This is a genomic window from Pseudoalteromonas sp. L1 (assembly GCF_021728095.1).
Classification (GTDB): domain Bacteria; phylum Pseudomonadota; class Gammaproteobacteria; order Enterobacterales; family Alteromonadaceae; genus Pseudoalteromonas.
The window spans coordinates 296,543-311,681 of record NZ_JAKKCT010000002.1; the positions used below are offsets into that span (position 1 = coordinate 296,543).

Genomic DNA, 15,139 nt, shown 5'->3' on the forward strand with positions numbered 1-15,139 from the left:
AAAAGAATGAATAAAATCAAAGGGCCAGCAATATTTTTGGCGCAGTTTATTTCAGATCAAGCCCCGTTCAATAGCTTTCAAGGTTTATGTAAGTGGGCAAGCGGTTTAGGTTACAAAGCGATTCAAGTGCCAACCTCAAACCCTGAAATTTTCGATTTAGAAAAAGCAGCTCAAAGCCAGCAATACTGCGATGAAGTCACTGGTATTGCCACAGAGTATGGACTTACAATTTCAGAGCTATCGACACATTTGCAAGGCCAGTTGATTGCTGTACACCCTGCATACGATGAAATGTTCGATAACTTTGCCGCAGAGCATGTAAAAGGTAACCCTGCTGCACGTACTAAGTGGGCAACAGAGCAACTGATGCTAGCAGCGAAAGCAAGTAAAAACCTTGGTTTAACAACCCATGCGACCTTCTCGGGTTCTTTTTTATGGCATACCTTTTACCCGTGGCCACAGCGTCCACAGGGACTTGTTGAACAAGGCTTTAGTGAGCTTGCTAAGCGTTGGTTACCCATTTTAGATTGCTTTGACGAGCATGGCGTGGATGTGTGTTATGAATTGCATCCGGGTGAAGACCTACATGATGGTGTGACATTTGAGCGCTTTTTAGCGGCAACCAATAATCACCCTCGCGTTAATATTCTTTATGATCCGAGCCACTTCGTATTGCAACAGCTCGACTATTTAGCATTTATCGATATCTATCATTCGCGCATTAAGGCGTTTCATGTCAAAGATGCCGAATTTATCGCAAATGGCCGCTCAGGTGTTTATGGCGGATTTCAAAACTGGCAAGACCGACCAGGGCGTTTTCGCTCTTTAGGTGATGGCCAAGTAGATTTTAAGCAAATCTTTAGCAAGTTAACACAATATGGCTTTGATGGTTGGGCTGTACTTGAATGGGAATGTTGCTTAAAGCACCCAGAAGATGGGGCAAGAGAAGGCGCTGAGTTTATTAAAGCACACTTAATAAACCCAACAGACAAAGCCTTTGACGATTTTGCCAGTGGCGCAACAAACACTGAGCGTAATAATCGAATTTTAGGTTTATAAACCGACAACAATAGAACACACAGGACACACAATATGGACAACAATAATTATAACCGCATTGTCTTTCGGCTTTGCTGTATAGCACTGATTGTGACCTCTATGACCTTTGCCATTCGTGCTGGTATTTTGGGTCAACTTGGCAGTGAGTTTGGCTTAACCGACACCGAATTAGGTTGGGTTAATGCCATGGCATTTTTAGGCTTTCCGGTTGCGACTATGGTCGGCGGTATTATTTATAATGCCATTGGCGCGAAGAAATTAGTGGCGTTAGCGTTTATCTGTCATTTACTTGGTCTTGTTTTGACGATAACAGCTGATGGTTTTTGGGGCTTACTGGTTTCTACTTTTTTGATTGGTTTTGCCAACGGCGCTGTTGAAGCAGGCTGTAACCCATTAATTGCAGAAATGTACCCTAAAAACACCACCACCATGCTAAACCGTTTTCATGTTTGGTTTCCAGGTGGCATTGTGATTGGCGCCCTTGCGTCGAATTTTATGTCGGGAGCGGGTTTAAATTGGCAATGGCAAGTGGCCTTAATTTTAGTCCCTACAGTTATTTATGGCGCTATGTTGATTAAAGCACAATTTCCACGCTTTGATACGCGTACTCACTCAACCAGCAGCAATATTCGCCACTTATTCACGCCGTTATACCTCTTTTTAATTGCCTGTATGACACTCACAGCAACCACTGAGTTTGGCACACAACAATGGATTGAGCGTATTCTAGGTTCATCGGGTGCCTCTCCTATGGTGGTATTAGCTTTAATAACAGGTCTGATGGCAGTTGGTCGCTTCTTTGCAGGCCCTATTGTGCATAAGCTCAACCCTACTGGGGTATTACTTGGCTCTGCCATTTGTGCAAGCTTAGGAATCTTTATGATGAGTCAGGCCGAGGGCAGCATGATTTATCTTGCAGCGATGCTTTTTGCACTTGGGGTTACCTACTTTTGGCCAACCATGCTTGGTTGCGTTGCTGAATACATTCCAAAGTCAGGCGCGCTGGGTATGTCGTTAATGGGCGGTGCTGGCATGTTTGCTATGAGCATTTGGAACCCTGTGATTGGTAGCTGGATAGATACAGCACGCTCATCAGCACAGGCAAGTGGCGCAAGCGCTGAACAAATTGAAATTTTAGCCGGACAGGCTGTATTACAAAACCTACTGATCTTCCCAATTATTTTAATCGTCGCATTCATTGGGTTGTATTTAGTAATTAATAACAACAAACGCACCGAGAAATGTGCGTCTTAAGCAAGTAAATCGTCGAGGAACACTATGTTTAAATCTCTTAAAGCACTGACTTTAATACTCACCGTTAGTAGCTGTGCACTCGCTAATGCGGCTGACAATCAGCTTACACAACAAGAAAAGCAAGCTGGCTGGCAGTTATTATTTGACGGCAAAGATATGTCGCAATGGCGTAACTTTAAAAGCGAATCTTTAAATCCTGCATGGGTGGTTGAAGATGGCGCTATGACATTAACCAAAGGTGGCGGTGATCTGCTTACTAAAAAGCAGTACAAAAACTTTGAACTACAGATTGATTGGAAAATCTCTACCAAAGGCAATAGCGGTATTTTTGTATTGGCCGATGAAACCGGACAGATGATTTACTCTCATGCGCCTGAAATTCAAATTATTGATAACGAAGAACACCCAGATACTGAAATTGACTCACATCTAGCGGGGTCAATTTACGATTTATTTGCAGCGCCAATTGCGGCGCACAAGCCAGCAAATAGCTGGAACCATGTGCGTATTAAAATGCAAGACAACCATTTACAAGTTTGGCAAAACGGTATCAGCACCACCAGCATTGTGATTGGTAGTACAACATGGAACACCCTTGTTAAAGGCAGTAAGTTTGCAACTTGGCAAAACTTTGCAACTGCAGAGCAAGGTCACATCGGGCTTCAAGACCACGGCGACAAAGTATGGTTTAAAAATATAAAAATCAAGGAGCTATAAGATGTCTGATTTTAAACACAAGGTATTGGTTGTTGGCTCTGGTGCTGGCGGTGCAATGGCTGCTTATACGCTTACTAAACTTGGCCACAAAGTATTATTACTTGAAGCGGGCCGTAATTATGACCCGAAAACAGAAAGCCCGATGTTTCGTCGTAACAACGAAGCCCCACTTATGGGTGCAGGTAACAAAGACAAAAACTTTGGCTTTTACGACGCAACCGTTGATGGCGGCTGGCAAGTACCTGATGAGCCATATACCAGCGCCAAAGGAAGCGACTTTTATTGGTGGCGCGCACGTATGTTAGGTGGTCGAACTAACCACTGGGGCCGCTATTCATTACGCTTTAGTGAACACGATTTTAAAGGCAAAAGCCGTGATGGTCATGGTGCCGACTGGCCATTTGAATACGCTGATTTAGCACCTTGGTACGATAAAACTGAAGAACTTGTGGGTGTATGTGGCACTAATACAGGCCATGAGGATATGCCAGATTCGTCACCGGGTATTTTACAGCCGCCACCAAAGCCGCGTGTTCCTGAGCTTTTAATTGCCGCTTCTGCAAAGAAAATGGGCATTCAAGCAGTGCCTATGCACCGTGCGGTATTAACCCGCCCGAAAGATGATCGCATGGCGTGTTTTTATGCAACGCCTTGTGGTTCTGGTTGTTCAATTGGTGCTGCTTTTCAAACGACGACATCGCTATTGCCTATGGCAAAAGCCACCGGTAACTTAAAAGTTATTACTGATGCCATGGTTAAATCAGTCAAAGTTGATGAGCAAGGTAAAGTCACTGGCGTCACTTATGTTGATAAACACACAGTAACCGAACATGCTCTTGATGCAGATGTGGTTATCTTAGCGGCCAGCGCCTGTGAATCAGCGCGTATTTTATTAAATTCAAAGAATAAAAAGCACCCTAAAGGCCTTGCTAACTCAAGTGGCCAAGTAGGTCGAAACTTAATGGATTCGACAGGTGCATGGTTAGGTGCGCAAATTCCAGCACTTAAAGGTCGCCCACGTTATAACGAAGATGGACACACCGCTAATCACTTATTTATTCCTTGGTGGGGACACCAAGCACAAGCTAACAATGAATTAGATTTCCCACGTGGTTATCACTTTGAAATTGGCGGTGGCTTTAGACAACCAGGCTCGGGTGTATCGGGTGATAAACAAGGCTATGGTCCTGCCCTTAAACAGCAAATTCGTGATGCATATGGCTCTTATGTTGGTTTTGCTCTGCGTGGCGAGATGTTACCGAACAAAGATACCTACATGGAAATTGACGAAAATGTGAAAGATAAATGGGGTATTCCGGTATCAAAATTCCACTTTAAGTGGTCTGACAGAGAATTAAAGCAAATTGAACATGGTTTAAAAACCGCGAAGCAAATCTTAGAAAACATGGGGGCGACCGTTGGCGAACTCCCGCCTGCAGAAAAAGCCATTTCTAAAGGTGGCGAAATCATTCACGAAGTGGGCACCACACGAATGGGCAGCTCAAAGAAAGACTCAGTCACCAATCAATGGGGTCAAACATGGGATTGTAATAACCTATTTGTAATGGATGCGGGTGTATTTGCTTCTAACCCTCATAAAAACTGTACGCTCACCATCATGACACTGGCAATGCGTAATTCAACTTGGCTTGCTCAACAAATTGATAACGGGGTACTTTAATTATGCATCATCGTAACGAACATGACTCATATAACTATGTTTCTAACATGAGCCGCCGTGAGTCTTTAAAATGGCTTGGTCTATTAGCTGCGGGCTCGGCGGTTGGTTTAACTGCTGGCTGCACAAAAGCACTGGAAGATGACGGTGCACTCTCTGCAAAAGAACATTGGCCTGATTTAGATATCAAGCCTGTAACCGCTAAAGGCTATGGTCAAGATCCTAATTTGGTGATGCCACCAGAATCACCTTGGCCGCTGACCTTAACGGCGGATGAACTCACTTTGGTAGCGCTTTTATCTGATTACATTGTGCCGCGTGAAGGCGCTATTCCTTCAGCCAGTGAGCTACAAGTACCGGCAGTTATTAATGAGTGGGTAAGCGCGCCTTATGAAGGCCAACAACGCGATAGAATTAAAATTTTAAATTCACTCGCGTGGCTTAACGATGAAGCACAGCTTCGTTTTAAAAAGCAATTTGTTGCACTTAATGAAAAGCAACACCGCGAGATTTTAAACGATATTGCGTTTTTAAACGAGCAAACACCTCTGCAATTTCAGCGTATTGGTAAAGCCTTTTTACGCTTTAAAGAGTTAGTGCTCGCAGCCTTTTTCTGTACACCTGAAGGCTGTAAAGACATAGGTTACCTTGGCAATGTGCCTATTGCAGGTGATTACCCAGGCCCTTCTGATGAAGCAAAAGCTCATTTAGATCAGGTTTTAGCTGAGCTTGGTTTAAGCGAGTACGCCTATACCGATTAACTTTCCCCCTTGTGTTGTTTTATAACACAGTTTAATGCAGGGGAGCTCTCCCCTGCTTTTTTAGGATTTAAGTATGTTTAAAACCCGCATTTTATTGCTCATTTTTAGCCTTGTATTTAGTGGTCAATTATTCGCAAAACTGCCAGTGAGTGTGCAGTTATGGTCAGTCAAAGACACCTTAAAAAATGACTTTCATGGTACGCTTAAGTCTCTTGCAGAAATGGGCTTTGACGGCGTGGAGTTTGCCGGAGATTTTGGCCCATACTCAAATAACCCAGCAGCCTTAAAAGCAAAGCTCAGTGAATTAGGCTTAGTCGCCAGTAGTGCCCATATAGGCTTTGATGCACTCAGTGAAAACACAATTGATAGCACCCTGCTGTTTTACAAGACTCTTGGCGTTACGACACTTTATGTACCTTGGGATGAGCGAGCATGGCACCCAGAAGGTGTTAAATCTCTGGTTAAAGAACTTACTAAAGTCAGTGATTATGCAGGCCGCTTTGATATGAAGATCGGTTTTCACAATCATAATAAAGAGTTTAATGCTTTTAATAACGCAACGTTTTGGGATTATATTGCCAGTAATACACCCAAAACTATGCCATTGCAGTTAGATATTGGCTGGGTCAATTACGCAGATAAAGATCCAATCTACTTTATTAAAAAGTACCCTAACCGTACACTTGCAACGCACATTAAAGTACGCACGACTGAGGGCAGCAACATGAGCCCGATTATTGGTGAAAACAACATTGATTGGCCTGCCATCATCGATACTTTAGAGTCTCACGGCAACACCAAGTGGTTAGTGCTTGAACAAGAAGAATATCCGAGCGGATTAACCCCACTACAAAGCGTTGCTAAATCAAAACAGAACTTGGATAAGTTTTTACATAATCGCTAAAGAGCTTGGTATTATAGGCCCACACTTTTTGTAAAAATAAGTATGGCTTTGCTAATTCAACTCCACGTGTTTTTTTGCTCTACCGGCTAACTCTAATAAAAAAGCCAGCACAAAAGTGCTGGCTTTTGAACAGTTAAAATTGATAGTTCATTAAAAAAGCAATTTCATTAATATCATTCTTAGAAACAAAATACCGTGTGTAGTCAACACCAATACTAACCGAATCAAGTATTTGATAATTGATACCTGCGCCAATAAAAAGGTCAGTTCCTTCATCCCGTTTGACGATAGTATTTAAATTATCTCTACGACTGTTTATTTTATATTTCCAGTGATACGCACCTAGAAACAATTCCCCTTTGAGCGATGAAGCTAAATCAACTAAGTAGTTAGCTTGGATTGCTAGGCCATTAGGTAAGGCTGGCGCTTTGTCTAAAACCTCTGAATGCGCTTGCTCTGGGTTACTCGTTTCTTTAGAAAAATTAACACTCGCTTCGCCTAAATCAATATATCTAATACCCAACTTCCAATTAGGTTTTAAATTATAAAAAGCACCAACGGACCAACTAACGCTTTCGTCATCAATCGCGGTTTGTACCCATTGCTCAGATGAATATGAACTTTGGGCTGTCGCTTGACCTAGGGTTGCAGACACTTGCCAATCTTCCGCGGCTGCTGAACTTGCTAATACACAACTAGCGGATAGAAAAGCAAAACTCGGTAACCTAGACACTCTACGTCTCACAACAAAAGCAGAAACAACGAGCAAAGTGATCATGCCAAGGCCACCACCTGATGATTTATTGCTCACATTAACAGTTTGTTTTAACTCAACGGTTACTGAAACGCTTCCCTGAGATTGCGCACCTTGTGCATCTCTCACAATATAGTTAATGGTATCCACCCCTTCAAAACCACTCGCTGGTGAGTAGCTCAACGTACCATCACTGTTAACAACGGAGGTACCAAATTCTGTAGTAGCCGAAACTAAGAACAGTTCACCTTGTTCTGGGTCGCTGTCATTAGCTAAAACATCAATTGTGATGGTTTCTCCATTGGTAGATGCGCTATCATTTTGTGTCACTGGAGCTTGATTAACTTTAATAGTCACAATTGCAGTACTATTAGCCGTTCCTCCCATCCCATCAGAGATACTGTATTGAATATTCGCATCCCCGATAAACCCGACTATAGGCGTGTAAACAAGCTGATTATTCTCAATGACAACAGTACCGAAATCAACCGTTGCACCAGTAATGGTAAGGGTATCATTGTCGATGTCTTCATCATTGGCGATCACATCAATAACGACAGATTCCTCAGCCATAATTGTCACAGCATCCGCATTCGCGATTGGGGCGTTATTTCCTGTGGTTGGTACAGCAACACCACCAGGGTCTACAATACTACCATTGGCAACACCATCATCATCATTTGGACCACCGTCAACAATACGTAGTTGTACACACCAATCCCCTTCAGATAGCCCTGTAGTCCATTCATTACTACCAGGCGGAGGACAGAAACCTACTTCACCTTGCGCTGACAGTACTTCATTGTCGTCAACAATTACAAAGTTCTGCCAATCTCCATTAATTAATTTCCGATAAACAGCATTTACAGGAATAGGTTGTCTCTGCGGTAAAACAATACTGTAGGTATCACCAACTTGTGGTAAACCCGTTGCTATAAAGTCGAATAGCCCACCAGTGTTGCTTGCAGTTGGATCTTCCGGTAATTCTGTTTCTAGCAACTGCAAACCGCCCGTATTATTTTGCGGGACCGTAGCCCCTTTGCGTAGACATACTCCAGGGTCTCCTTCTACTAAAAATTTTGACGACTCTAATGCTTGCTCTTGCATTACGTTACAATCAGAGATTGCATCCATAAAATCAGGAATACCATCACTATCAGAGTCAACATACCCTTCTTGATCATCAGGTATTAAATCGCCATCGCTATCAACCGCAGTCAGTTCAGGTAGTGACGGTATTACTTCAATATAAACATCTTTCATAGTCGACAAACTTTGTACAGCATCATCTTTTGCAGTAACACGTACTTTGTAAATGCCAGAAGCTACAACGGCTGGATTAAACTCAAAAATGAACGGATCATTTGAAGTGTTTACAAACTCTGGCGCAGAATCCCACTCAACAGTTACTTCATCCGTTGGATTTGGATCTGATACGTTTGCGGTAATTGTCACCAATTCATCTGAAGCAGTAATAATGCTGCGTTGTTGGTTATTCTGTAAAACTAAGGTCTCAATGTTTGGCGCGACATTGTCTTCGACAATTGTCACCGTTGAAGTAGATTTTGCGCCCTTATTCACGGAGTCACCAAGTGTTATAACGATAGTTTCATTACCTTCATCACTACTGTCGGCAAAAATCATTAGTGGAATACTCGCCGACACGCCAGAGCTAATAACCAGTTCGCCAGATTGTAAATCATGATCAGCGCTGTCCGCTGTGCCAGATACAGTGTAAGGAATTACCACTGGATAACTTGGAGCAGGTCCGTTTAAATACACTTTAACGGCATGCTCTTTATCTTCAGCAACTCGACTATCTTTTTGTAATGATACAAGAGGATTGACGTTTAATTGCTGAGTTGTCGTTACTTGTTGACCTTCATTATCCTCGGTTTGCCAGTACACTAAGTGTTTACCCGGTGCAAAAATGGGGGCTCCACGTACGAGCGAAACAGGTAGAGGATTATCTGAGCTATCAAACGCCATTGCTATCCCCAAATCAACTTTGGTGAATAAACCCGTTGCATTGACAGTTAAATCTGCAGGGGCTGTGATTACTGGCATTGCAGACGAGTCATCACTATTGATAGCAATCGTTGCGGTCGCTTCAGCTCGAGCTTTATTCTCATCTTCAATAATATAATGAATAAGAATTGGGCCTTGAGTATTCTCAATTGCTTGATAACTCAACGTGTTATTGTTGATAGATACTGTGCCTATCGACGCTTTTGCACCAATGATACGCAATGCATCGCCATCAGCATCGGTGTCATTTTCAAGTACTGATAATGTATATTGATTATCAGATACGGCTGCAAAATTAAAGTTATCGTCATTCGCCACAGGGACATCATTTACCGCACTTACATTTATCACCACTGAAGCGTCATTAGATGATAATTGTCCATCAGAAACACGATAAGTAAATGTATCATTGCCATGAAAATTTGGACTCGGTGTGTAAGTAAAAATCGTCCCTTGTACTTGTACGTTACCATTTTCAGGTTGCGAGATAAGTTCGATAACTAATGGATCATCATTGGCGTCTTGAACATCTGCCACAAAGCTCGTTGTCCCATCTTCTTGGACATTTCTCTGCATGTTATTGGCTACTGGCGCTGCGTTAGTCGCAGTAACAAGGATAGAGAACCCTTCTAAACTTGCTTGTAATGAACCATCACTGACACTAATGACAATATTTTCATAATTACCTACGTCAGTAATATCAGGCGTGCCTGACAGTCTGCCCGTAGACGTATCAAAACTCAGCCATGCAGGTAGATTAGAGACAGAAAAGCTGAATGTGTCTGAATCAACATCTTCAACGGTAGGCGTGAAACTATAGTTTTCACCTTGCTTCACCTCGATGGGCGGTACACCGAAAATAACAGGTGCATCATTAACTGGATTCACACTAATATTAAATGCAGCTAGAGCTGATTCAAGTTCACCGTCGGAGACTGTAATAACAATATTATCGTAACTACCACTTTGTCCCTCAATTGGCGTGCCTGAGATTGTTCCCGTCGTATTATCAAAACTAGCCCATAATGGTAAGTTCGTTATACTGAACTCCAAGCTATCGCCATCTGAATCTGTCGCAGAAGGCGTAAAGCTATAAAGTGTGTCTTCATCTATCGAAGTAATAGGTTGACCTGAAATGACAGGGGCATTATTCGACGGAACACTTGGAGGTACAATTGTTACAATCGCCTGATTGGTGCCCGTACTATCTATCACCCCATCGTTAAAAGTATAGTTAAGCGTGACTGGTGAGGCAGGGTTATTGGCATTATTAATGTAGCCAATTGCTTGCAACACACTATCAACGATAACTGAAGTCGCATTACTGTTGAAAGTAAGTTGTAATGTTCCTGCTGAATTAGTGGTTACCGCTCCCACCACATTGCTATTATAGCTCAGCGCACCTCCTTGAGTTAAGGCTCCCAGCAACCCTGTGTTAGTAAAGAGATCATTACTGTTGGCCCCACCCGCTCGCGCGATAGTTACCGATGCGCCATCATAATTACCATTGCCACTATTAAGTGCGTCTAGCTCACTATCTGCGACTGTGACATTGGCATCAATTACGATCGCTGAACCGCCCTCAGTAAACGTGCTTCCTCCATTCAAGCCACTAAAAACAGGGCCACTATTTGAAGATCCAAAAGTAATCACAGTATCACTGCCCGAGTCAGCGACTGTATACACAAGATCACTCGCTGGAGCATTTGTAAGTGAGAGTGATATTTCAGGACTTGAGAAGTCAGTAGCATCAGTATCAATCTCGAGAGTACTGCTGCCATTAAAACGCACATTACTGGTTGATAATCCAGTAATACCAGTAATCGTTATTACGTCACCAATACTCAGATCTGTCAGTGTATCACCATTTAAATCACTTGATTCACCAATGAAGTTATCATTTCCACCATTACCTGTGATGGTATCTGTTCCCCCACCGGGGCGGAAAGTATCTGCACCACTACCACCAATCATCGTATCTGCTCCATCGAAGTCAGCAGCGGTAATTTCAAGAACATCGCCAACAAACGCTGAAGCATCAATTACTAGATCAGCAGTTATTGCACTGCCAGTGGTATTAGTAACAGACACTGTTTGTGTATCTGCATTGAAGTTATCAGTTAAATTAATTGTTGCTAAATTATTAGTGCCAATTGCGATCCCTTCGATCCCAGTAACATTAGTTGTAGCAAAGTCAAAGGTTCCCCCATCCATAAGGTTTAGTGTTTCAATACCTGTATTGCCAGTAATCCCAGTTGTAAAATCATTTAAATTTTCAGCATCAATAGCAACACTTGCACCACTCGCTAAGCTGAGCGTTCCTATACTATTAAATACACCACCACTGACGTCTGCACCATCAGTTACTAATAGACTGTCAGCAACACTACTATCGCCAGTTAATGTGCCACTGTAAGCACTTCCGCCGATAGCAAATGTGATAGCATCTGAGGTTGAATTAGCTGTAACAGATGTCGTACCGCTTAAAATTGTGATTGTTCGAGTATTAGAACTATCATCACCAACCAGATAGTTTTCGATACCTGTTAGTGCTGTTATATCCCCGTCACCACTTAGCGTAATAGTTTCCGACCCACTGGCAGTCAATGTACCGTTAAAGTTTTGGTGCTGACTGACTGTCATTGCAACATTGGCACCCGATTCTACCGTTAAATTACTTACTCCATTGATAGTTGCAGCAGTAATATCAGCACCAGAACCCAAAGATAATGTGTCCGCAGTCGTATTGTCACCCGTGATTGTGCCTGTGTAAGTAAGCGAACCTAAATCGAAGGTCACTGCATCTGAAGTTGAAGTAGCTGTAACAGAGTGGTTAGTGTTGCTTACTGTCACTGTTCGTGCGTTTGTAGAATCATCAGACAGTGTGTAACTTTCAATTGCAGAAATAGTGGTAATATCACCGTCGCCTGACAGTGTTAAAGACTCACTTCCACTACCAGAAACTGTTCCGGTAAACGACGATAATTGCGCTACCGAAATTGTAGCTGAACCATTTTCTGCTACTGATAAATTTTCAAAACCACTAACCGTTGCGCCAGCAATATTCCCACTATTGCTGAGTATGAGTGTATCTGTTCCACTTCCTCCAGCCAGCGTTCCAGTTGCATTCAATGTGCCTATATTTACTGTATCGTCACCACTGCTTCCTGTTACGCTTTGCCCAACAGCTCCGAGCGTAAAGGAGTTAGCTGCTAAAAGTATGTAAGTTTCAATTGCACTATTACCCGTTAAACCATCACTCACATCACTGATTGTAATCGTCTCGGTTGCCGCAGCTGTGATTGTTGAGAAGCTGTCATGCTGAGCTTCCGTCATAGTGACTGACGCATTATCACTCAAGGTCAATGACTCAAAGCTGCTAAGCGTTGCACCACTGATGTTTGCGCCAGTATCCGCTCGTAACGTATCTGTACCCGCACCACCTGCAAGCGTACCTGTTGTCGTAAAACCTGCAACATCTATAGTATCAACTCCAGTGCTTCCCGTAACACTCTGCGCAGAACTAGCCAGTGTAAAGCTCATTGCCGCACCCAGCACATAAGACTCGATATCGCTATCACCGATTAGGGTTTGATCTCCATCAGCACTCGATATTGTAAATTGGTTAGTACCTGAGCCATTGATCGTGGTAAACGCATCATGCTGCGTTTCTGTAAGTGTCAGAGATCCATCATTTTCTGGCGTTAATGTTTCGAAATTAGTTAATGTCGTAAAATTAGCTAGATTAGAGCCTGTTGCTACAGACAAGATATCAGTACCCGCGCCACCATCTGCAATTGAGCCGACAATATGGCTGGGATCAGCAATAGTCAGTGTTTCATCATCACTGGTGAAGGTAATTGCTGGAGATAAATTCGTGCCGTTTGTTGTATTAAAACTGGCTGCAGTACTGATCGCCGCTGTGGTATTATTCACGGAAACAGTCGCTGTGCGAGAGATACTATTATCTGTACCGTCATTTATGACAACGGTGACGGTTCTAGACGTTTGATTCGGTGAACTGGAAGTATTGTTGTAAGTGATGGCCTGTAGAAATGTTTGTACTTCTGCTGCAGAAGCAGTTGCGCCAGTTATAGATATTGTATCTTGTAGCGTAATATCAGACGATCCTGAAACTCCCGTCAATGCATCTTGGGCTGATGCACTAATATTTAACCCTTCAGATACACCATCTTGATCGTTTGTAAGACTTACGGTAATGGTTGTTATCGTGTCGCCATCTGTTTCTGTCACAGCCGCATTCGCTGCAATATTGACCGCACCAGCCCCTTCAGAGAATGATACACTGCTATCGTCACTGCCGCTCGTTGAATCTAAGTCAACTTCAGGTGCAGTGTTACCTGTCGAGAAATTAAAGCTTGTATCATCATTTATACCTGGAAAGCTGTTTCCCGCAGAATCATCAACAGCAGTTGCGTCAATACGAATAGCGTAGTTACGATTACCCGTTAAATTATTGCTAGGGTTTATATAAATTTTATCATTTGTAATGCCTATACGACCGGCACTTGGGCTTGTCGTTGTACCATCGCTCTCGGTTGCTACATTAAATACTTCAAAGTCACTATTGCTACTGACGTCACGAATAGTAATGTTCCCCGTTCCAAGGGATATATTTTCATTAAAGTCGACAACGATATTCGCATTTCCTGCAACACCTGTAGCATCATCATTTGGCGTCGAATTTGCCCCATCAAACGTAGGCCCTATACTGTCAATTGTAAAAGCAGTTATCGCCAGTGGCGTATTAGTATTACCCGCAGCATCCGTTATTGTAATCGTACAATTACTGTATGTACCATCGACGAGCGGTGTGCTGTTATCGGTTTGCGTCAGAGTAATGGTTTGGTTACCTGTTGAACTAATCGTTGTTGAGCTTGAGGTGCCACAACTCCCTCCTACTGAAAGTGTGCCCGTTTCAGTGGTACTAAATGTATAGCTTGGAGTACTGTCACTCCCTGGAGTGGTCACTGCGGTCACTTCTGCAACCGCTGGCGCTGAAGTATCCACTGTGAAACTGGTTATATTCAAAACTGAACTAGGATTATTAGCTGCATCGGTCACAGTGATAGTACAGTTGCTGTAAGTACCGTCAGCCAAAGCAGTTGAATTATCAGTTTGAGTTAAAGTTATAGTTTGATTACCTGTACCACCGATAGTTGTAGATGTCGACGTACCACAGCTACCACCTACAGACAAGGTACCAGCCTCATCGGTAGTAAAGGTGTAGTTAGGCGTATTATCGTTCGTTGGGGTAGTAACAGATGTCACTTCACTGATTGTTGGTGGGGTTGAATCGGAGGCTACAGGGTTAGTTACCACCATATTCAGAACAGCTATCTCCTGAAAGTCTGTAGTGCCAACCACACCACCAGAACCATCTGAGGTTGTAGCCCAAGTAACAACTAATGTATCTATATTTTGCCATTCAACATCATCCGACCAAGTACCTGAGCCTCTGGTAAAGGTTTCAGCACTGCCTGCCGAAAAAACACTCCATGTTAAATCATCGGTAACAACCGCGCTACCACTTCGGTAGCCTGTAATAGTAAAAACGTTATCACTAGTGCTACCAGTAGCTCTTCGCGCTAAGTACATAGAGTCTAATGAAAAGTTATTTGTAGCTAATAGCTGAAAACCACCTGTAGAAGCATTGAAAGCGATATTTGATACCGTGTCAAATGGCAACATTGCAGCATTCGCTGCATATACTTGTTCATCGGTGTATACGTTACTACCTTGTAGACCGGTTCCCCAATCAATTGTAAAGTTTGTGCTAGTAGATAGACTGACTGTTGAGGTATAGTCGTTTACTGCCCCCCCTGTATTTACATTGGTATAATCAATTGTTGCAGCCGAGGTTGCTATTGATGCAGTCAAGGTTGTTGATAAACCAACAAGCCTAATAGAATTAGTTATTTTATTTAATCGCATGATACTCAACCCCTAACCTGCGCTTGATA

At 42.8% G+C, this 15,139-nt stretch carries 7 protein-coding genes; 6 read left to right on the forward strand and 1 reads right to left on the reverse strand.

Annotated elements, in window-relative coordinates; translation table 11 throughout:
* Positions 1–6 precede the first annotated feature (6 nt).
* The 6 genes from L3V38_RS07560 to L3V38_RS07585 all read left to right on the forward strand — a co-directional run bounded on the left by L3V38_RS07560 (position 7) and on the right by L3V38_RS07585 (position 6,373).
* Positions 7–1,059 (forward strand): sugar phosphate isomerase/epimerase, encoded by a 1,053-nt coding sequence (locus L3V38_RS07560; protein WP_237118956.1) that lies wholly within the window; start codon positions 7–9, stop codon positions 1,057–1,059.
* 33 nt (positions 1,060–1,092) lie between these two features.
* Complete coding sequence (locus tag L3V38_RS07565; protein ID WP_130152236.1) at positions 1,093–2,313, forward strand: MFS transporter; 1,221 nt, start codon at positions 1,093–1,095, stop codon at positions 2,311–2,313.
* A 24-nt stretch (positions 2,314–2,337) separates the two neighbouring features.
* Entirely contained in the window at positions 2,338–3,030 is a 693-nt protein-coding gene (locus L3V38_RS07570; protein ID WP_237118957.1) for a DUF1080 domain-containing protein, read from the forward strand.
* A gap of 1 nt (position 3,031) precedes the next feature.
* Positions 3,032–4,711 (forward strand): GMC family oxidoreductase, encoded by a 1,680-nt coding sequence (locus L3V38_RS07575; RefSeq protein ID WP_237118958.1) that lies wholly within the window; start codon positions 3,032–3,034, stop codon positions 4,709–4,711.
* A gap of 2 nt (positions 4,712–4,713) precedes the next feature.
* Positions 4,714–5,469 carry a gluconate 2-dehydrogenase subunit 3 family protein gene (locus L3V38_RS07580; protein WP_237118959.1) on the forward strand — a complete coding sequence of 252 codons (756 nt, stop codon included), beginning with the start codon at positions 4,714–4,716 and terminating at the stop codon, positions 5,467–5,469.
* A gap of 73 nt (positions 5,470–5,542) precedes the next feature.
* Positions 5,543–6,373, forward strand: a complete 831-nt coding sequence (locus L3V38_RS07585) for a sugar phosphate isomerase/epimerase (protein WP_237118960.1) — start codon at positions 5,543–5,545, stop codon at positions 6,371–6,373.
* Positions 6,374–6,506: 133 nt separating this feature from the next.
* Here the strand turns inward: L3V38_RS07585 and L3V38_RS07590 are convergent, their stop codons facing one another.
* Positions 6,507–15,110, reverse strand: a complete 8,604-nt coding sequence (locus L3V38_RS07590; protein WP_237118961.1) for an Ig-like domain-containing protein — start codon at positions 15,108–15,110, stop codon at positions 6,507–6,509.
* Positions 15,111–15,139 lie beyond the last annotated feature (29 nt).